This window comes from Flavivirga amylovorans (assembly GCF_030540875.1).
GTDB classification, from domain to species: Bacteria; Bacteroidota; Bacteroidia; order Flavobacteriales; family Flavobacteriaceae; genus Flavivirga; species Flavivirga amylovorans.
Window position 1 is genome coordinate 384316 of sequence record NZ_JAUOEM010000005.1, and the last position, 20686, is coordinate 405001.

A 20686-nucleotide genomic window follows, 5' to 3' on the forward strand; every position below is an offset into this window, starting at 1 on the left:
AATATATGGATGTTAAAAGTATAAAAGCAGAATCTGGTACCATTAAAAAGATGTTTACTGCTGTGAAAAAAGCAGTATCTAAAGAATTTTTATGGATACTATTTATCATGGCAATTAGCATTCCTATAGCGCTGGTTATTTCTTATATCATAAGATCTGAAGCTGAGATATTAAGTGAAAGCGTATCGCAGGAAATTGAAGAGGTTTCCGAAATTATAACAAGCCAACAACCTTTGTTTAGAGTGGTATATGGCATCTGTGCATTAGGAATCTATTTTTCAAGAATGGTCATGACAGCGATAAAAACACAATTAGAAAGTATAAAATAATTTAACATGTTAGAAAAGGCATTATTATTTATAAGCAATCTACTAAACAAAGAACTTAAAATGTCCTTTGGGCTTACCGATGATATGGTCGTTGTGGGGAGCCTTATAAATCTGGATGGCAGTATTACTAAAAATATTGAGAATAAGGTCGTGTTATCCATTATAAATCTGGAGCACGAAAAAACAATCAAACATAGAGAAGAATATATTAATAATGGTCAAGGGAGCTTCAATAAAATAAATGAGCCTGTATACCTTAATTTATATCTATTAATATCTGCTAATTATAATTCAGATAACTATATGGAAGCCTTAAAAATGTTATCCGCTGTCATTGGTGTATTTCAAGCCTCTAGAGTTTTTAAGTCAGAAACCTATCCAGATCTCGATCCATTAATAAAACGATTGGCTTTTGAAATTTATAATGTACCCGTACAAGAATTAAGCCATGTGTGGAGTGGGATAGGAGCCAAATATGTCCCCTCTATGCTCTATAAAGTTAGAATGATTGGTATACAAAAAGGACAAATAAAAGAACAAATAGCAAGTATTAGTGGTCTAGAAACAAGTGCTAAAAAACAATAAACTAAAATTATAAATATGAATCATCAACATTGGTTTACATTAAGCATAGAACATCAATATTTCTATAATAATGAATGTGATGTTTTTGAATTATTGCCAACACATGAAACACGACGTATCATGAAGAACTATGGCATACGATTTCAAAAATTGGGACATCAATACTATGCATCTGCAGTAGTAGCACCTTCAAAAGAGGTTTGGGAAGAACTTCAAATGACTGAAGATTTATATTTTCAATTAATTAATACAGATCCGAATTTTGATAATTATACCAACGTAGCCTTACCAAAAAAAGAAGACTCTGTATTATACATAACAAATTCTAAAGTAACCAATAAACAGAATAATGAAGAGATTGCCACACCGTTAGGCATAGAGACCCGTCCACTACGGTTTCATGTAAACGTTTCGAAAACAGAAACGACATCCGTTGTTGTTAAAAACAATGAAGGACAAGAGATCTTTAATCAACCATCTTTAACAAACCGATCCAATGTTTCTGTCGATATAAGCGCTTTTGGATCTGGGGTTTATCAATTATGGATAAACGGTAGCCTATCCAGTACATTTTTTGGCACCTCACAGATTTTACATACTAACTGTTATGGGATATTGCATATTCAAATGCGAAACATTCAAGAGTCGCTAAAAGAAAATACGACACCATCATTACAAGTGAATTTTGAATCCAGAGCGACTTTCTGGGAATATGTTGTTGTGGTTCCCAAGGACAAAAAGATTGAAATTCAGAAGATGAGTATAGAAAGTGTAGACAGCGAACAATATATAGGACCCGAAAAAAAAATCGTCTTAAAAGGTCAGGAAGCATCTACTGTTTTTACGTCTACCAATGCCATTAAGCTTTATCAAAAACCAGAAAAACATGCCATATTAAAAATTCAGTATACCAATCAATTTTCAGATACTTTACAAGAATTGGATATGAAAATGCCCGTTCCAGGAGTATCGTCTATTATAACTGAAAATGAAAATAATGAGAATTCATATTATTCTCAAACTATAATTTATGTCTAACACTTAAAAACAATCAAGAAGAATGTCAGTAACAGCAATGAAAACACCTGGGGTTTACATCCAAGAACTGGATGCCTTTGGAAACGCCGTTGTACCGGTTCCTACTGCAATTCCGGCTTTTATCGGATACACAGGACAAACCAGCTACAATGGTAAAGATTTAGTAAACAAAGCCGTGAGAATTACTTCATTGGCAGAGTTTAACGCTATTTTTGGAAGTCAACCACCGCAAATTCAATTTAGTGTAACCCTAGTGCCACCTGCCAAACCAGCAGCTCCAGCGAAAAAAGGAGCTGATGCAGGAAAAGCAGACCCTGCAGCCGCAGCACCAACCCCTGCCGATTTCTCTACAGGAGGTAATGGGTATACTTTAGCAACAAGTACAGTAAATTATAGATTATATAGTGCTGTTCGGTTTTTTTACGAAAATGGAGGCGGAACATGTTATATAGTATCTACAGGAGGTTATGATTTTTCAATGACTGGTTTAACCACGACCACTCCTTTTACCGATGCATTAACGGTATTAGAAAAAGAAGAAGAACCCACCATGATCGTGATACCAGATGCTGTAGAGTTGATGGATCCTACACAAACTGAATTAGCAACTAAATACGCATTATGTTACACACTACAAGGCGAACTGATAAACCATTGCGGATTGTTGGGAACCAGAGTAGCGCTTCTAGATATACCAGGTGGCTATAGTGAACCTTTGGTAGGAACAACAAGTGTTGAAGGCTTTAGAAATGCTGTAGAACCAACGTTACCAAAGTTTAATAGTTATGCAGCGGCATATTATCCCTGGTTACATACTACGGTGAACCAATTGACAGATATATCGTATAAGAACATCGCAGCGGCAAGTTATGCTACTGTAAAAACGATGCTTAATGCAGAATTTCCAAACGTAACAGATCCAAAAACCAATACGTCTGTACCCAATCCAATAGCAAAATACATTACAGCATTGTTTGCAGCAAAACCTGCAGCAGATGGGATTACGCCAGATAAAGCAGACTCGGTACTTAAAAACTTAAGTGCATCTTATAAACTCTTATTAAATCATTTTCTGGAAAAATTGAATTTAATGCCACCAAGTGCCGCTATGGCTGGAATTTATACCGTAGTAGATAATAATGAAGGTGTTTGGGTAGCGCCCGCAAATGTCGGTGTGCAAGCTGTGACTTCACCAGCAATTAAAATAGACTTACAAGCTCAAGAAGACCTTAATGTGCCATTAGATGGAAAATCGATATGCGCGATTAGATCTTTTCAAGGAAAAGGGGTGCTAGTTTGGGGTGCTAGAACATTAGATGGTAATTCTAACGATTGGAGATATGTGAATGTAAGAAGAACATTAATATATATAGAGCAATCTGTAAAAGAAGCAGCTAGTGCTTATGTATTTGCTCCTAACGATGCTAAGACCTGGGTGTCTGTAAAAAGTATGATAAGCAACTTCTTATTAGGACTATGGAATCAAGGTGGTTTGGTAGGACCAAAACCAGCCGATGCTTTTTCTGTGACTGTTGGATTAGGTAGTACGATGACTGCAGACGATATTCTTAATGGAAGAATGATTGTAGCAGTAAAAGTAGCCATTTCACATCCTGCGGAATTCATAGAAATTACGTTCCAACAAGAAATGCAAAAAGCATAAAAAAATATTAATTAAACACTTTAAAAACATATAATTATGGCAGATGATGGATCAGCACAAGGTGCAATATGGCCGTTAACTAAATTTTATTTTACAGTTAGCTTAGGCTCTCAAGATAACACAGCTTCTTTTCAGGAAGTATCAGGATTAGATACAGAAACACAAGTTGTAGAGTACAGACATGGAGATAGCAAAACCTTTAGTACAATTAAAATGCCCGGGATTGCTAAATTTAGTAATGTCACACTTAAAAAAGGGGTTTTTGTAAAAGATAATAACTTTTGGACCTGGTATAATGCTATAAAAATGAATACCATAAAAAGAGAAACAGTCGTTATCAAATTATTGGATGAATCTGGGTCACCAACAATGACCTGGACATTAACAAATGCCTGGCCCACTAAAATTACAGCTACAGATTTAAAATCTGATGCAAACGAAGTTGCGGTGGAAACTTTGGAATTGGCTCATGAAGGCTTAACTATTGCCAATAGTTAAAATTTATGAGTGATTATCCATTACCGGGTTTTTATTTTAGATTGACATTTCCATTAGAATTAGGACTATCTGATACCTCTTTTAAAGAAGTATCAGGTATGTCTATGGAAATGGGTGTTGAAGAAATAGCAGAAGGTGGAGAAAACCGCTTTAAACACCGGGTTCCTACTGGAGCAAAATACCAAAACCTTGTTCTAAAACGTGGTGTCACCTCAAGCATTTCAGCCTTATCATTATGGTGTGAAGCTACTATTGGAGGTGGGTTATCATCAACAATTATTACACAAACAGTCGTATTAAGCCTTTTGGATGAAGATAGTTTTCCCATAAAAAATTGGAGCTTTATTAATGCATGGCCTGTAAAATGGGAATTCTCTCCATTGAATTCTATGAACAACGAAATTCTTATAGAAACACTGGAATTGTCATACGATTATTCACTAGTAATATAAATTATGCCCATAGAAATAAGAGAGTTGATTATAAAAGTAAAAGTCGAAGAATCTATAAAGTCAAAACCAGAGGCTATAGACATGAATATGATAAAAGAAACTGTAGCCAATCTTTGTAAAAAAGAAGTAAAAAAGCAGTTACAAAAAATAAAAGAGCGTTAGATGTCAAAAAATTTAATGACAATTACAGCATATTCAGATAATGAGTATTCTAGTAAAACAGGAGATAGTTGTACCGTACAAATAAATCCAGCATCATATACACACGACCATACTATAGAATACAATAAGTTTCAACCAGTAGGGTCGCCAGGCACATCAGTTTGGTATAAAGGAACGCCGCCAGAAAAGGTGACTTTCGATATTTATTTTGATGCCACAGGAGCCGTAAGTACGACTAGTTTATTGGCTTCGCAAACTCCGGTTTCAGACCAGATAGATAGTTTTAAAAGTACTTGTTTTACATATAACGGGAGTATACACGAACCTAATTATTTAATGCTTTCATGGGGAACCTTGGTTTTTAAATGTAAGCTAACCGCGTTAAATATTTCATATACCCTTTTTCAAAGTGATGGAACACCATTAAGAGCAAAACTAAGCACCACTTTTGAAGGGGCCATTTCCGCAGATGATATTGCTGCAGAGGCAGACAATCAATCTCCAGACCTTACTCACTTTATAGAAGTGAAAGAAGGTGATACGTTGCCTTTAATTTGTTACCGAATATATGGAGATAGCAGCTATTATACAGAAGTTGCATCATATAACAATGTTTTAAATTTTAGAAATATAGCCCCAGGAACAAAGCTGTATTTACCCCCTTTAAAGTAAACTGAATTATGGCTAACTCACCAATAATAAGTGGAAATAACTTAGTGTCATTTACAATTACCTCAGAAGGTAATGCGATCCCAGATACTTATGGCGTCATGAGTGTCAATATATCACAAGAAATTGATACCATAGCACAAGCTCAGATTACGGTAAGAGATGGTAATCCTACAACACAAATGTTCGAAATTGCAGATGCATCAACCTTTCAAACCGGGAATGCTATAGAAATATCTTTAGGTTATGGAACAGATACGACCACTATTTTTTCTGGAGAAGTCGTTAAACAATCTATTAAATTAGATGATTCTGGAACCACCTTTCAGGTAACGTGTAAAGACCTTTTAGTTAAAGCAGTAAAAAGCAGAAGTAAAGTGGTCCTTACGGATTCTTTAGATAGTGATGCTATTGACAAAATTGTCGGAAACCTAGGCATAGAGAGTGATATTACACCTACCACAGTAACAAAAGAAAAGATTATACAATACGGAGCCTCAGATTGGGATTTTATTGTAAGCAGGGCACAGCGTAATGGTATGGCAGTGGTAACAGAGAATGGAAAGTTAGTTGTTGGTGCTATAACGATTAATGATAGTCCAGTATTAGAATTACAATATGGTAGAGATATTATGGAAATGGATATAGATCTTGAATCTATTGAACAAGCTACGTCGATTTCCATTGATGCCTGGACACCTTCAGAACAAGATTCTGTAAACTCAGAAGCCACTGAGCCAACAGTTAATGAGCAGGGCGATGCCTCAGAATCAGATTTAGAATCTGTTACCGATGTAGATGAAACGTTTTATACATCAGTGCCTTTATCAGAAGAAGAAGCAAAGCAAATTTCTGATGCTTTGTTATTGCGAAAAAGAATGTCTAAATACAATGGATCTATTAAATTCCCTGGATCTGCAGACGCAAAACCCAATACCCTAATTTCATTAACAGGTTTAGGAGAGCTTTTTGATGGAGATGCTTATGTTTCTAGTGTTTCCCATAGTTTTAGTGCAGGCAATTGGACGACAGAGATACAAATAGGATTACCTCCCGAATTACACAGTCAAAAAGTGAAAAATGCACCAACTGAACCAGGGGCAAAAGATACACTAATAGATGTTAAAGGGATGCAAGTTGGTATTGTTAAAGATACGTACGATGAAGACGGTGGAGAGTTTAGAGTCAAAGTAGAAATTCCTGTATTGAACGATACTACAGAATTAGTATGGGCACGTTTAGCATCGTACTACGCAAGCAATAGTTTTGGAGTCTATTTTTATCCAGAAGTAGAGGATGAGGTGATACTTGGTTTTATAGATGGAAATCCGGCATACCCAGTTATTTTAGGAAGCATGTATAGTAGTTCATTACAACCTCCAGAGGTTGTAGCCGATAGCGATAATAATATAAAAATGCTAATGACCAGAAGCAAATTACAGGTCAAGTTTGATGATGAAAATATCGTAATGACAATGGTCACGCCTAATGGCAATACGCTAGTGCTTAGCGATCAAGATAAAAGTATAACCATTACCGACGAACAAAGTAATCAAATACAAATGAATGATGAGGGTATTACTATAGAAAGTAAGTCCGCAATGACGATTAAGGCAGCAGACGCGCTTACTATAGAAGGGGCATCGGTAGACATAACAGCAAATAGCGGAAATGTGTCTATTAGTGGTACTTCAGTAAATCTAAATTAATAGTAACAAATGACGTTGAAAAAACAAGACAGAGATCATGACAATTTGTTTTTAGGAACAGGGTGGAGTTTTCCGCCTACCTTTCATAAAGAAAGTGCTTTAGGAGTAGAGATGGTATCGAACGAAAAAGACATTCAGCAATCTTTAGAAATATTACTAAATACAAAACTAGGAGAACGCATTATGACTCCAAGATATGGATGTGATATCTATACTTATTTATTTGAATCTATATCAAACTCAAGAATGTATCAAATTATAGAAATGATTAAAACAGCCATCTTGAGATATGAACCCAGAATTAAACTTATAAAGGTTCTTTTGGATGAATCTGAGTATTTAGACGGTGTGATCAGAATCAATTTAGATTACACAATCCCATCAACAAACACCAGGTTTAATTTAGTATTCCCATACTATAAAATTGAAGGAACAGATATACCAGACTTATATAAAAAAGAAGCAAAACAAGCAACGAGTTTATCCGATTTAGTCGCTCTTAACACAGAAAAAGAACAATAATACATGCTATTATTTAGTCAATATAATTGATGATAGAAAGAAGAAAAGGAACCATACAACGTCAAAGAATTAATACGAATCTGCTTAACCCTGAGTTTAAGATAGACGAACGTTCTTTTGAAGATTTGTTAGCATATATAACATCGTATGTAGAACATATAAACTTTTATACAACAGAACATATCATTGATGGTAACTGGAAAGCCTTAGTAGAGCAAGACCCCGTTATATACATTATAGGAATTATAAAGGAACCTATAGATAGTCTTCATGTAGAAACTTATGTGCCTATTAACATGGTCCAGGTGTTATTAGATTGGTATAACAAAATAGAGAAGTGGTACCATAGATTGATGTATTTAAAAGAAGATATTCTTGCTAATAAAATAGGGAATGTGTTGCAAGACGTATTACAAGATAAAAAAAAGGCTCTAGAATCTATTTTGGATGATACAAAAACAGATGGCGTTACCACAGATTCATTCGTTGATGCTTTAAAGGTGCATCCAAATTCATCAAACAGTGATAGTGAATTCGATTTAGATGACACTGTACATGCGTTTGGAAAAATGGTACTGTATATTCAGAACTTTACGAGTGACTATCTAAAAAGTAATGTCTTTGCTAAAAAAGACCATATGCCTAATAACGCTATGTATATAACATTTGCGATATTATTTAAGAAGGTACAGGAGACAATTAATGCCATTGGTGATCGGCATTTAGATTTTTACTATAAAGATGTCTTACAGCAAACACCAAGAAAAGGAATAGCGACTCAAGCTGTTGTATGTTTTGAATTAACCCCTAAATCAAAAGGTGTTTTAATTACGGAAAACACACAACTAAGTGCTGGGAAGTTATTTGAAAGTAAACAAAACATTCTATTTGAAACGACAAAACCTCTATTAGCAGTTTTTATAGAGATTAATGAGCTACAAACACTCTATTTTAATAAGAGTCCTTTTATAAAAATAGGAACAAATGAATCTATTATATCTAACATCGTAAAAAACAATCTTATTAGTAATAAAAAAGAGATAAAAGATGTAGAAAACAGATCGCTGTTTGGAGCAGATGAAGATTCAATTATAGAGTCAGAAATATCCTTGAAAACAACCACTGATATTGGTTTTATGATAGGATCTCAAGTATTATTTCTTGAAGAAGGAGAGCGAGACATCAAAATTACATTTACTTTAGAAAAAGAATCTTCAGAAAGCATATTTTGGAAGTTATTACATGATATGGTTTCTAACCAAGGACTGCCGATGGATGTTATTTTTAATACCGTTTTTGAAGAAGCTTTTCTAATTACATACACTACAACAAAAGATTGGGAAACAGTAACATCTTATAGCGTTACTTATAATGAAACTGAGAATACATTTAGTATCCATTTTAGATTAGATAATACAGATCCACCAGTAACTGTATTATCATCGGACACTGATTATTCCTGGCCCATGGTAAAAGTCGTACTAGATGAATATGCACCAATATATGTCTATTCATTTTTTAAAGGGATTAAACTTGAACTTATAACAATAGATGTTAACGTAACAGGAATTAAGAACCTGGCAATTTATAATAATGTAGGCAAATTGCCATTAACTAAAGCGTTCAATCTATTTGGTTTATCACCAGCAGTAGGCAATTATCTCATGATAGGTAAAAGTGAGTTGTTTAAGAAAGAGCTCATAAATATAGATTTGCACATAGAATGGGATGCTGTACCAACAGATTATGGTGGTTTTGAAACCTACTACAAAGAATATTCTAAAAAGTTCACTAACGATTCTTTTATGATTGATATCACAGCACTATCTAACGGGTATTGGTTTCCGAGAGAAGAAAAAGTAAGAGAACAATTCAATCTTTTTAATATAGAACCAGTAACGACTCCAGAAGGTTATGATAGTGTTATTATATCTAAAAAAAATACGATCACATTAAACGATTTAAAAAAATATCAATTATCTAGAGACTATAAATTACAAGACCCGATAACTTATAGCGTACATACAAACAGTGGTTTTTTTAAACTGTCATTTATAGCACCTCAGGAAGCTTTTGGGAATGAACTATATCAAAAAGACTATACAGAAATAGTGCTTTATAATGCTAAAAACCAAGAACCATTGCCAGTACCAAATAAACCTTTTGTACCAAAAGTAAAACAGTTAACACTCGATTATACAGCTAGTGATTCTATATACTTTAATAATACATTTGATGGTAGTGCAGACACCGTACAAGGAGACTATATACACCTGACACCTTTTGGAACAGAAAGAATAGTATCTGATAGCAAAGTATATAAAAATACTATAGTTTCAGATTTTATAAGTGAAGGCTATCTCTATTTAGAACTATCAAATATTGGAACAGATACTACGGTGTCCTTGTATTTTGATTTGAAAAATAATACATCAGAAAACATTGAACAGCCTGATAATATAACAATCGAGTATAAAAAAATAGATAGGTGGGAGGTGCTTCCTAAAAAGAATATCATTTCAGACGATACCAATCAATTAAGTAAATCAGGAATTATAGAATTACTATTACCATATTATGATAGTGAAGTTAGTAATCAAGGGTACGAATTACGTTTTGTAGCAAAGCATGATGCTTATAAGTATCCCATAATAAACAGTATCTATTCAAATGCGGTTGTAGCAAGTTGTATAAGTGATGATGAAACCATTATAGGTAAAAAGGTAGAGGCAAATAGTATTACCAAGCCAGTAAAAAAGATACTAGACCTTAAAAAAGTCGTACAACCTACAGCATCTTATGGAGGTAAAATACCAACGATACCAGAGATGTTTTATACAGAGGTTAGCGAACGGTTACGGCATAAGGACAGAGCGTTAACTATTTGGGATTATGAACACCTTATTTTACAATATTTTCATGAAGTCATTGCCGTAAAATGTACAAACCTAGATGGCTTTTTTAAGCCGCAAGCAGGCAAAATAACGATCATAGTACTTCCCAGAACATGGACGCATGACGACCATCGCTATTTTAACGGCAATGAATTAGATGCTATACATAATTTTATAAAAAGTAAATCCAACTCTTTTATTAGAATTAAAGTTCAAAACCCAACGGTAGAATGGTTGTTAGTTACTTGTATAGTTGAGTTTTATGCAAAAGATCAAGGCGGATATTATTTAAATGAATTGAATACAGAATTGAGCAACTTTTTATCCCCGTTATCACATAGCGATTCTACTATTGGAATTGAAGGAATAGGCGCCACAGTAGTACCAAGAATGTTGCGAAGTCATGTTGAAAACCTACCATACATCCAATCGGTTGAGACACTAGAGATAGAACATATTGTAAAGAAGGGTATAGACAATTTTTCTGCAAAAGTATATGAAGGAAGTAACGAAATTAAGCCAACCAAACCCTGGGCTATTTTAGCCCCAAAAATGAAACATAATATTTATTCATCTTCAATATTAGAAGACGAAACGATGGAGGAAATAGAAAGCCAGAATTTACAAATAGGGGTAGATTATATTATTGCTGGAGATATAGAAGATGTACAAGATGATATAAAAACGAATCATGACATAGATGAAAAAACGCCGCAAAAGATTGCGACTGTAGCAGAATCAAAATCGGACACCATTTTAACATTTAAAATAACGTGAGTTGTGGATATCTTTTTGTGAAATTTTGCTTTTCAGCTGTTTAATATGTTGTCAGGTCGAGCCTTTCGACTTAGCTCAAGACAAGCTAAAGTCGAGACCTATTGAAATTTGAAATCATTTAAGAACCTCTCGACTGCGCTCGAGGAGACATTTTACTAAATATTAGTCGGTTGTAAGTAATAATTGTAATTGCTTATATCGAGTTAAAATAAAATAATCACTAAATAAAAATTAGAACTATTGAAAATCAAGTTATTAAATAGACAAAGTTTAAAAACATTGTTTGCAGCCGGAGCCAGACCTAAAGAAAGTAATTTCTCTAGCTTGATAGATTCTATGGTCAATAAAATAGATGATGGGATTTCAAAGAATGAAGAAGATGGATTGATTCTTTCACCAGAAGGAAAAGAATCCGATCGGGTAATAAGTTTTTATGAGAACGTAGAAGATGAATTGCCACAATGGAGTGTTGAGTTAGATCAGGAAGAAAATAAAGGCTTATCCATTATTGCTCCTGTAACTAAAACAGAATCAACAACCGCTATATCCTTCCAGAAATCAGGTTTTGTAGGCATAGGGACAAAAAAACCAAGAACCTCATTGGAAGTAGAAGGTATGTTGGGAGCAGATACCCGCATAGGAACACATAAAATAGGCACAGTTCGAGCAGATGGTGACTGGCATGATGTTGTTACAGATTTAGATGGTTGCATCGCTTTTGAAGTTATGGCTCAGGTAGGTAAAGAAAAAGCAGGAAGATATGCATTACTTCACGCACATGCCTTAAGCACATTTGGGAAATCTCATCATAAAATCCGAAAAACACAAGCATATTACGGCTGGTTTTGGAATAAAATAGACATTCGATTTACTGGTACCACATACAATTATAAGTTACAACTAAAAACGAGATCAAATTACGGGCAAGGGCAAAACATACAGTTTCATATTTCTAAGTTATGGGATAATGATATGAGTACGTTATTTAAATAATAGAGCAGGTATTATATGAATAGCAAAGGATATATTTCCAAAAAGGAGAAAGGCTCAGGGTTATATGAAACATTACATCAGGAAGCTTTGGAGATGCTCCAGAAGCTTAGTGGTAGTGTGTGGACAGATTACAACGAACATGATCCTGGAGTCACTTTACTCGAAAATATATCGTACGCTATTACAGAGTTAGCCTATAAAGGGGGTTTGCCTGTACAAGACCTTTTGCGATCATCAAAAGGAACCGATCTAAAATCTGGAGATAATGGTCTTTTTATTGCTTCAGACATCTTAACCACAGACCCCGTAACATTTAATGACTATAGAAAAATTTGGATTGATCAGGTTGCCAATGTTAAAAATGTTTGGATTCACCCGGTAGATGATTACGAAGAAGAATTAAATAATATAAAAGGACTGTTTTATGTCTATGTAGAGAAATATGAATACCGTTTACAGGCTGGTGAGGAAAAAACAGAAAATGAACAGATTATAGAGCAAATAGCTCAATTGTATCATAAACATCGTAACCTATGTGAAGATTTATATAAAGTTGAGGTTTATAAGCCTTTAATACTTGTTATGGAGCTAAGAATAGCATTGTTAGACTTAGTAGACGGAGAAGAAATTTTAGCAACTATTTTAAATAGTGTTAATGATTATTTAGCACCAGAAGTAAACTATTATTCGTTAAAACAGTTACAGAAAGAAAACATTTCAACAAACGATATTTTTAACGGACCTTATTTGTCTAATGGATTTATAAAAGATGAAGATTTACAAGCACCTATGGCGTGTATTGAAATCTCTGACATTATCAAGATCATTTCCAAAATCCCAGGCGTCGTTAATATTGATAATTTCAGTTTAAACTATGTAGATCCTGAAACAAACGAGCAACATGTTATTAAGGAACGTTTCAATATTCCTAAAAACATGACAGCTAGAGTTTTATTTCCAGAATCAAACGAAAAACTAATCTTTGAAAATTCAGGCGTTTCTTTTCAACCAGATTTAAAAGAAACAAGAAAACAATTATCTTTTATTCAAGCATTAGACGCTAGTAAATTTAAAGCGGCCTCTAATTCCTTAAATAGTATTCCAATACCTCAGGGAGCTATGGAAGATATAAGTTACCATTATCCAGTACGAAAACAATTTCCAGAAATTTATGGTATTGGAGATAGAGGGATTAGTTCTGAAGCTTTACCACTCAGGCAAGCCCAGGTTAAACAGCTACAAGGGTATTTATTACCATTCGATCAGTTAATAATCAATTTTTTAGCGCAATTAAGTAACATATATACGTTGTACGATGTACAAAACAATCAATCGACATCATATTTTACAAACAGTTTACCAGATATAGAAGACCTATTAGACCTTCTACAACCACCTTCTACAGCATATAATTTAGAAGAGACCAAAGCATATTGGAGTCAGGTTACAAACGATCTGAATCTGTTTTTTGATAATCACGCATTAAAAAGACTAAATAAAGTAGCAGACCAATTATTATCAAGACATGGCGAAGCCTTTCAAACGTATACACTACTAAAAATCAATAAAGCAAGTTATGGAGCATCTATAGTCACTAAAGCGTTTGAAAAACAATCATTATTAGCAAAACAACAACTCATAAGAGAATATGCATCCATTAGTTATGGCCGATCAAAATCCTTTAATTATAATAATATAAAAGTACAATCGGCAGAAGATCAAAAACAAGAGGTACCTGGTATATTCAGAAAAATAGCGATACTCATGGGAATTCATGATTTTCAGATAAAATCGTTGATTAAAAACTTTTCAGAATCAGGGATAAGCATTCAGCCCAAATCACTTGAGATCGATTTTGTAGTTCGTGAAATTGATATTTATACTCCAGAAGAAGAAATAGGGATTGTTGAAATTGAAGACATTGTTGTAAATAACGATATAAAAGAAAACTTATACCATGTCATGCATTATGTAGGTCATGAAGAATCATTACTTAACAATGTATTGAAGTACGGAATTGTTACGGATAATTATACGATTAGTGAAGACCCGAATAATAAAGACCATCACTATGTTTTATATAAGAGAAGTGATAAAAAATCTAATATTGTACACTTAGCAAAAAGTAAAGAAGAAGCTAGTGGAGCTATTGAAAAGGCTGTTGATTATCTTGTAGAAATCAGTCAGAAAAGTGAAGGGTTTTTTCCATTGGAACATATCTTGTTATTGCCTTCATACTTTGAAAACCATTATGGTTTTGAAATGGATTTTTCTTTATTAAATGGCGCGTTGGAAATTGCTGTTTCTCATTTTGAATGTACCTCTTTTTTAAAGCGTGATGAAAACATAGCCGTTTTAGTTGAGGCCTTATTGAAACAAGAAGCACAATTTGATATAGAGCAAGAAGAGGAAAAGTATAGATTAAAAATCAGCTCATCTGAAGGAGATACTCTGGCAGTTTCTAACAATAATTTTAAATCTAAATCACAGCTTCAAAAAATGGTTGACCTTTTAAAAAGTGAGGTAATTAACACTCAAAAAGAAGATTTAGAAGCCATTACTAAATGTCATGTGTTCTATGACGACAATCCAGTAGATGAACAGTTTTTTTCATTTAGAATGAGTTTTATAATGCCAGAGTGGCCTGTGCGTTTTCAGAATGAAAATTTTAAAAAGGTTTTTGAAGAAACCATTTATGAACAAATGCCAATTCATATTAGATCAGATTCTTATTGGTTAGATTATAAAACAATGTATCAATTTGAAACCTGCTATTTTAAATGGTTAGACTTGCTGCAACAAGGAGATTCAGAAGAAGATTTAATGAATCAGGCATATCAATTAATCGTACTGCTTCAGCAACTAGAGCGTAAAAATTCTGAGTCTTGAAAGAGGATCAAATACATATTATTAAAAGTCAACACTATGAGATAACATTGCATGATGCTTCACAGAGTTATGCATATCAATCAAGAATAAGTCAACTTCAAGAACATAGTATTCAGATTATTTTACAAAAAGTAATGGAGCGGTATCACGAACCAGGCCATTTAGATCAATATGATGCCATTGTATTGGATTTGGGAACCATTTCTGCATCAAATTTTGATCGTGAATTAGGGTATAAAGTAGAGGAAGCCTTTATAGCATTTTTTAAGAATAATACCTACGATAATGGCTCTTTAATAAAAGGAAAACGAAAACCAATCTATAAAACAAAACTGGATCAATTCGTTTTTTTTCTTAAAAATGGATATATGCAATGGGATACACCGTCTTCCACAAAACCCATAGAATTGTTAACAGCAGCGCTTAGTACTAATAGAGACGAGTTCATTTCTGTTTTAAAAGAAGAAGGGAGAAAAGAAAATATAAGAAAGCGTTTAATTTCCCAACTACAAGACACTGCTTTAGAACAGATTGTTATGGCAATTAAGGATGAAGAAGGTGCTTATATAAATCAATCCCGTAGAGATATCATACAATATCAACAAAACCATACCATAGTTGCCGTTAATAAAGATTATTTTAGAAATGCAATATGGGAGATTGTCTTAGCCTATATTTTTATAGACGTTACAGGATATTCCAATCAAAAAAACTTTTTAAAATATCTTATACATAAAATAGCAACCAAATATAATTTAACTTATAAAAGTTTACTAAAAAGGATCGTTTCAGGAATTAAAAAGAGTGATGAAAGGTTAAGCTCAAAACCTAGTTTAGGAAGCATCGTGACTTCGTTGTTGGATGAGGTTGAAAAAAGAGAAACAGCATCAAATTTGGTGTCCATTGAAGCTGCAGATATAAGTTTTATAGAGACGCTCAACTATTACTTTAAGTATAACGCATTACCTGTTAATAGTACAATAACGACTCTAAGTCTTTTTTCAAACAAAATAGAGGATATCATAATAACAAATCCAACCAAATTTTACACTGCTTTTTTCAAGTTTATTAAAGAAGAATCTAACGTCAATCAATTCGTAGAGCGTTTTTCAAACAGTTTAATTAATAATATAATAGCCAATTCTAAAAATGAAGTATTAGCAACAATAACTCGCTTTTTTGAGCAGATGATTACTATATCTAATAAGTTGTCTGTTAGATCTGCTACTTTGAATAGTTTACAACCATTATTTGGAAAAATAGTATTGCAGGCTTATGCAGTAACACATAAAACACCTACCAATGCCATTCAGGAGTTTTTATATCAAATTATAAAAGACCATGTTATTGATCAAGAATTTGTCCTCATTTTAAAGGCTTTTGAAAATGAAAAAGAATACAAATTATATAGAGACATTTCATCATTTATTGAAGGAATTAAAATAGATAAAAACATTACAAATGTTAAGCATGATATAGTTTCTACCAAGTTTTCTAAAAAACTGTTCATGTACTACAATGATAACACCGTAATACCTCTTAAAGAATTTCAAATCAATTTAGCAGCAGCTAATTATAAAGAAGCGTCTTACAAACTGTTAATTGTATTGTTAGACCTTTATTCCAAAAATAAAAGTAGCACTAAGGAAACAATAATAAATTGGTTAACTCAACGATCGGTAGAACTAGAATCTAAAACAAAAGATATAGCACTAATCTTATTTCAGATGTATCAAATTGCTAAGATTTTGAATATCGATGAAAAAATTATAGAGGCTATAGATGAAACAAAAATATCATTTCTTAAGAAAAATAAAATAGCAGCCTCTGCAATAGAAAAAGAAGTAACAAGTGTTAGTTATATCCCAGCTAAGGCATATCAAGAACTTATAGACTCTATAAAAGTTAAACTTTATGTTAGGAGTTATAAGGGATTGAATATCAGTGTTAATAAAATAATAAAAGCGTTTTTAAAAGAATACAATATAGACGAAAATGATCTATTAAAAGAACTCAAAAAAAATAATATTTATGAAAGGTCTTCGGAGTTTTTTAAAATAATTTTTGAACGTATTATAAGCTTTAATAAACAAAAAACTTCTAATAAGAATAGTAATGATGATAGATATGACTTAGATAATGTTCAGTATTTTTTTGCTTATGGTAAACTACCTTGGTGGGGAAAGGATGCATCTACGGTTTCTTTACAAAAGTCAATGCAGCTGGTGTTAAGTTTATACTCAGAACGATTTGTTCCTTGGTTTAAAAAATCAAAACATCAAAAGGTGATTATTGATTTGATGGACGATAATATTTATAATGTCTTCATTAAGCAAGTCAACGCATCTGTAGCACAATCCATAATAGAAATAAAGCAATTATTTGAAACACTATTAGATAAAGATTTATCAGGAATTAAAAATATAAGACCTGAACATTATAAAACGATACAATACCTGTTACTGGACTATATTCAATATAACCAACAGGTTGAGATTTCTAAAATAGTGAAGTCTATCAGTCGTAAATTAGCACAAATGCTAGTAGTTTCTAAAGAAGATTTGTACGCATTACTTTTAAACAGAATCGTATATGACAAACTGATCTTTAAAGGGAAAAAAGAAATTGAATCGTGGTTATTAACAGGGGTTGAGCATCCAGTATTAGAATATAAAGATTTAATACAAAAAATTAGAGTTGAGAACTCATGGAAAGAAGCCATTTCATTTTCAGATAAAAAAGAAATTATTGAGGGTTTAGAAGCGATTTATATAAAAAGACCTCAAGAATTAATGTTTCATTTAAGAAATATATCCTTTAGAAAAACACTAATAAATCAACTAAGTGAAAAAAAAGGAAAAAAAGCCTTAATAATATTCTTTTCGATAGCAGATAGACCGCAATTACTTACCGTTTTTGAGATGTTTAAAAATCTTAAAAAGCAAATGACTACAAAGAATTATCAAACGGTTTGGAGCTGTTTTATTGATAAGCTATTATTAAAAATAGCAATAAATAGGAGAGAGAGTTGGTCAATAAACGATTGGAGCTTGCTTTTACTTGAAAGCATTTCTACTATTGGCAAACCATATATATTAAAAGAATTAATACCTGAATTATCTGTATACAACAATGTAACTTCAGAGCATATAGTACATGAGATAGAAAGACTTGTAGCTAAAAAAGAAAAATCTATTAAAGAAGAAGAGGCTAAGGATGTTCCGGAAGTTATAGAAAAAGAAACGATAGGAGAGTCCGCTTTTATTGAAAATGCAGGAATGATTATCATGGGACCTTATATACCGATGTTATTTGAACGTATGGGGCTGTTAGAAAACAAAGCGTTTAAAAATGATGCATGTCAGCAAAAAGCCGTCTACGTATTACAGTATGCTGTTACAGGAAAAACAGAATTTGAAGAACATTTATTAGTGCTCAATAAAATTATCTGTGGTATGGATATTCACACGCCAATGAGATCTGTAATAGCTTTAAAAGAAGAAGAAAAAGAGCTTATAGATGGCTTGCTGAAAGCAATTATAGCACATTGGAGCACTATAGGGAACACCTCTGTAGAAGGCTTAAGAAGCTCTTTTTTATACCGAAGAGGAAGAATTACTATCGAGGAAAAAAAGTATGTCCTTATCGTGGAAGAAACATCCTATGACATGTTATTAGATAATATTCCATGGAGTATAGGACAATTAAAATTAAGTTGGATGGAAAAACTAGTAGAAATAATATGGAGAGCCTAATTAATAAAAATACACAAATAACATTGCAGAATGACATCGTATGGTTAGAAGCAGTTATAGAAACCGCATTGGCATTATATTTTAATAATGAAAGTGAATACAAGTCTATAAAACAGTTAACGCCACCTGAAATTTTAGAAGAAGATAAATCGGGATATGCACAAATATTAAGAAGGCATCACTTGATTTTTGAAGAACGATTGATGCTAATTATGGCTTTAATAAGACATTTAAAACCACAAAGTTTGGATTTGTTTTTAATAAAAAATAAATCTTTAAATACTGAGTTTTCAGAATTTGGAGGTGCTAAAGATGAAAAACAGTATGGTTTTGTACCCACTTTAGAAACAGTATGTTTTCTTCTAGGAGGAGCAGATGATATTGAGATTCGTATGGAATTTATGAAGATTGTTTATGAGCATAATAATCTTTATAAAGAAGGTATTTTAGAAGCAAAAAAATACCCCGTAGCACTTAATGAGTCCTTACAGTTATCTGAAGAATATACAGGTATTATTATTACAAATAAAAAATATGTTCCGCAGTATAATTCTAAATTTCCAGCAGAAGAAATTACTACTAAAATGGACTGGGACGATCTTGTATTAGAAACACGTATTAAAAATCAATTAATAGAAGTTAAGCAATGGTTGGAGCATAGCGATCTTATATTAAATCAATGGAAACTCGATAAGACATTAAAACCAGGATATAGAGTCTTGTTTTATGGACCTCCAGGAACAGGAAAAACTTTAGCAGCTACTTTATTAGGCAAAGCAATAGATACTCCTGTATTTAGAATTGATTTGTCTATGATAGTTTCTAAGTATATAGGAGAAACGGAAAAAAACTTAGGACGACTATTTGATATAGCTTCTTCTAAAGGCTGGATTTTATTTTTTGACGAGGCAGATGCTTTGTTTAGTAAACGAACAGATACAAACACCTCTAATGATAGACATGCGAATCAGGAGGTTGCCTATTTACTGCAACGTATAGAAGGTTTTGATGGCTTGGTTGTTTTAGCAACTAATTTACAAACAAACATAGATGAGGCGTTTTTAAGACGTTTTCAAAACACGATCAATTTTCCAAAACCTAAATATAAAGAACGTAAAATTTTATGGGAGAATTTAGTAAGTCGTGTTTTTGAAGTAGAGGAGGGGCAAGAGGTCTTAGATACCATAGCAAAAGATTATGAGCTGTCCGGAGGAGAAATGATTAATGTATTAAGATATTGTGCTATTAAAGCAGCCAATAAAGGGGAAAAGAAAATTAGTTTCACTAACATCATGACAGGAATAAAAAGAGAATATCAAAAATCAAATAAAACGTTTAATTAAAAAATATACTTATGGCAAATTTAGTATGTAATGGAGCTTCCATCTCTTGTTCTTTTGGGACAGCAACGTCAGTTTTTACAGTCTTACCTGAAAACAAAGTGAATGCAGATAGTATGCCAGCGGCTACGGTTAACGATTATGTTCCATTGGAGAATATTATGTCTTTTGGTGAATGTTCATCTGAAACAAATCCTTTAGTCATAGCCGCAACAGCAGCAGCACAAGGCGTAGAAACACCGGCTCCTTGTATCCCTAATACCGTTAGTCCGTGGTCTCCAGGAATCTCTGATGTTTTAATTAATGAAATGAAAGCTTTGGATAATAATAGCACATGTGATTGCCTTTGGGCAGGTTCCATTTCTTTTTCCGATGCAGGAGAAGAAGATGTGGATATTGCATAAAAATTAG

Annotated in this window: 16 protein-coding genes; all 16 read left to right on the top strand. The window is 33.0% G+C overall.

Annotated features, from left to right (window positions below; genetic code table 11):
• The first annotated feature begins 5 nt into the window (after window positions 1–5).
• The 16 genes from Q4Q39_RS15865 to Q4Q39_RS15940 all read left to right on the top strand — a co-directional run bounded on the left by Q4Q39_RS15865 (window position 6) and on the right by Q4Q39_RS15940 (window position 20679).
• Window positions 6–329, top strand: a complete 324-nt coding sequence (locus tag Q4Q39_RS15865) for a hypothetical protein (RefSeq protein WP_303283540.1) — start codon at window positions 6–8, stop codon at window positions 327–329.
• Between the two features lie 6 nt (window positions 330–335).
• Window positions 336–914, top strand: coding sequence for a Pvc16 family protein (locus Q4Q39_RS15870; RefSeq protein WP_303283541.1), 579 nt, complete (start codon window positions 336–338; stop codon window positions 912–914).
• 15 nt (window positions 915–929) lie between these two features.
• Window positions 930–1952 carry a T9SS type A sorting domain-containing protein gene (locus Q4Q39_RS15875; RefSeq protein ID WP_303283542.1) on the top strand — a complete coding sequence of 341 codons (1023 nt, stop codon included), beginning with the start codon at window positions 930–932 and terminating at the stop codon, window positions 1950–1952.
• 22 nt (window positions 1953–1974) lie between these two features.
• Window positions 1975–3615: a phage tail sheath family protein gene (locus Q4Q39_RS15880; protein WP_303283543.1), complete on the top strand. Its 1641-nt coding sequence runs from the start codon at window positions 1975–1977 to the stop codon at window positions 3613–3615.
• A gap of 36 nt (window positions 3616–3651) precedes the next feature.
• Window positions 3652–4113 carry a phage tail protein gene (locus Q4Q39_RS15885; protein ID WP_303283544.1) on the top strand — a complete coding sequence of 154 codons (462 nt, stop codon included), beginning with the start codon at window positions 3652–3654 and terminating at the stop codon, window positions 4111–4113.
• Between the two features lie 5 nt (window positions 4114–4118).
• Entirely contained in the window at window positions 4119–4565 is a 447-nt protein-coding gene (locus tag Q4Q39_RS15890) for a phage tail protein (protein ID WP_303283545.1), read from the top strand.
• Window positions 4566–4568: 3 nt separating this feature from the next.
• Entirely contained in the window at window positions 4569–4727 is a 159-nt protein-coding gene (locus tag Q4Q39_RS15895) for a DUF5908 family protein (protein WP_303283546.1), read from the top strand.
• On the top strand, window positions 4728–5399 hold the full coding sequence (locus Q4Q39_RS15900; protein WP_303283547.1) for a CIS tube protein: 672 nt from the start codon (window positions 4728–4730) through the stop codon (window positions 5397–5399). It begins immediately after the preceding gene.
• Window positions 5400–5407: 8 nt separating this feature from the next.
• Window positions 5408–7105 (top strand): type VI secretion system tip protein VgrG, encoded by a 1698-nt coding sequence (gene vgrG / locus Q4Q39_RS15905; protein ID WP_303283548.1) that lies wholly within the window; start codon window positions 5408–5410, stop codon window positions 7103–7105.
• Between the two features lie 9 nt (window positions 7106–7114).
• Window positions 7115–7627 carry a GPW/gp25 family protein gene (locus Q4Q39_RS15910; protein WP_345075321.1) on the top strand — a complete coding sequence of 171 codons (513 nt, stop codon included), beginning with the start codon at window positions 7115–7117 and terminating at the stop codon, window positions 7625–7627.
• 29 nt (window positions 7628–7656) lie between these two features.
• On the top strand, window positions 7657–11298 hold the full coding sequence (locus Q4Q39_RS15915) for a baseplate J/gp47 family protein (protein WP_303283549.1): 3642 nt from the start codon (window positions 7657–7659) through the stop codon (window positions 11296–11298).
• A 240-nt stretch (window positions 11299–11538) separates the two neighbouring features.
• Complete coding sequence (locus Q4Q39_RS15920) at window positions 11539–12291, top strand: hypothetical protein (protein WP_303283550.1); 753 nt, start codon at window positions 11539–11541, stop codon at window positions 12289–12291.
• A 15-nt stretch (window positions 12292–12306) separates the two neighbouring features.
• Complete coding sequence (locus Q4Q39_RS15925; RefSeq protein ID WP_303283551.1) at window positions 12307–15180, top strand: baseplate wedge protein; 2874 nt, start codon at window positions 12307–12309, stop codon at window positions 15178–15180.
• Entirely contained in the window at window positions 15177–18935 is a 3759-nt protein-coding gene (locus Q4Q39_RS15930) for a contractile injection system tape measure protein (protein ID WP_303283552.1), read from the top strand. The genes Q4Q39_RS15925 and Q4Q39_RS15930 overlap by 4 nt, the downstream gene beginning before the upstream one ends.
• Window positions 18923–20278 (top strand): ATP-binding protein, encoded by a 1356-nt coding sequence (locus Q4Q39_RS15935; RefSeq protein WP_303283553.1) that lies wholly within the window; start codon window positions 18923–18925, stop codon window positions 20276–20278. The genes Q4Q39_RS15930 and Q4Q39_RS15935 overlap by 13 nt, the downstream gene beginning before the upstream one ends.
• An 11-nt stretch (window positions 20279–20289) precedes the next feature.
• The gene (locus tag Q4Q39_RS15940) at window positions 20290–20679 is read left to right on the top strand and encodes a DUF4280 domain-containing protein (RefSeq protein WP_303283554.1); all 390 of its coding nucleotides are present in this window, start codon (window positions 20290–20292) and stop codon (window positions 20677–20679) included.
• Window positions 20680–20686 lie beyond the last annotated feature (7 nt).

Bases quoted from the DNA above. Each gene is read 5' to 3' on its own strand.
- Q4Q39_RS15865 (WP_303283540.1), top strand. From the start codon at position 6: ATGGATGTTAAAAGTATAAAAGCAGAATCTGGTACCATTAAAAAGATG.
- Q4Q39_RS15870 (WP_303283541.1), top strand. From the start codon at position 336: ATGTTAGAAAAGGCATTATTATTTATAAGCAATCTACTAAACAAAGAA.
- Q4Q39_RS15875 (WP_303283542.1), top strand. From the start codon at position 930: ATGAATCATCAACATTGGTTTACATTAAGCATAGAACATCAATATTTC.
- Q4Q39_RS15880 (WP_303283543.1), top strand. From the start codon at position 1,975: ATGTCAGTAACAGCAATGAAAACACCTGGGGTTTACATCCAAGAACTG.
- Q4Q39_RS15885 (WP_303283544.1), top strand. From the start codon at position 3,652: ATGGCAGATGATGGATCAGCACAAGGTGCAATATGGCCGTTAACTAAA.
- Q4Q39_RS15890 (WP_303283545.1), top strand. From the start codon at position 4,119: ATGAGTGATTATCCATTACCGGGTTTTTATTTTAGATTGACATTTCCA.
- Q4Q39_RS15895 (WP_303283546.1), top strand. From the start codon at position 4,569: ATGCCCATAGAAATAAGAGAGTTGATTATAAAAGTAAAAGTCGAAGAA.
- Q4Q39_RS15900 (WP_303283547.1), top strand. From the start codon at position 4,728: ATGTCAAAAAATTTAATGACAATTACAGCATATTCAGATAATGAGTAT.
- vgrG (WP_303283548.1), top strand. From the start codon at position 5,408: ATGGCTAACTCACCAATAATAAGTGGAAATAACTTAGTGTCATTTACA.
- Q4Q39_RS15910 (WP_345075321.1), top strand. From the start codon at position 7,115: ATGACGTTGAAAAAACAAGACAGAGATCATGACAATTTGTTTTTAGGA.
- Q4Q39_RS15915 (WP_303283549.1), top strand. From the start codon at position 7,657: ATGATAGAAAGAAGAAAAGGAACCATACAACGTCAAAGAATTAATACG.
- Q4Q39_RS15925 (WP_303283551.1), top strand. From the start codon at position 12,307: ATGAATAGCAAAGGATATATTTCCAAAAAGGAGAAAGGCTCAGGGTTA.
- Q4Q39_RS15935 (WP_303283553.1), top strand. From the start codon at position 18,923: ATGGAGAGCCTAATTAATAAAAATACACAAATAACATTGCAGAATGAC.
- Q4Q39_RS15940 (WP_303283554.1), top strand. From the start codon at position 20,290: ATGGCAAATTTAGTATGTAATGGAGCTTCCATCTCTTGTTCTTTTGGG.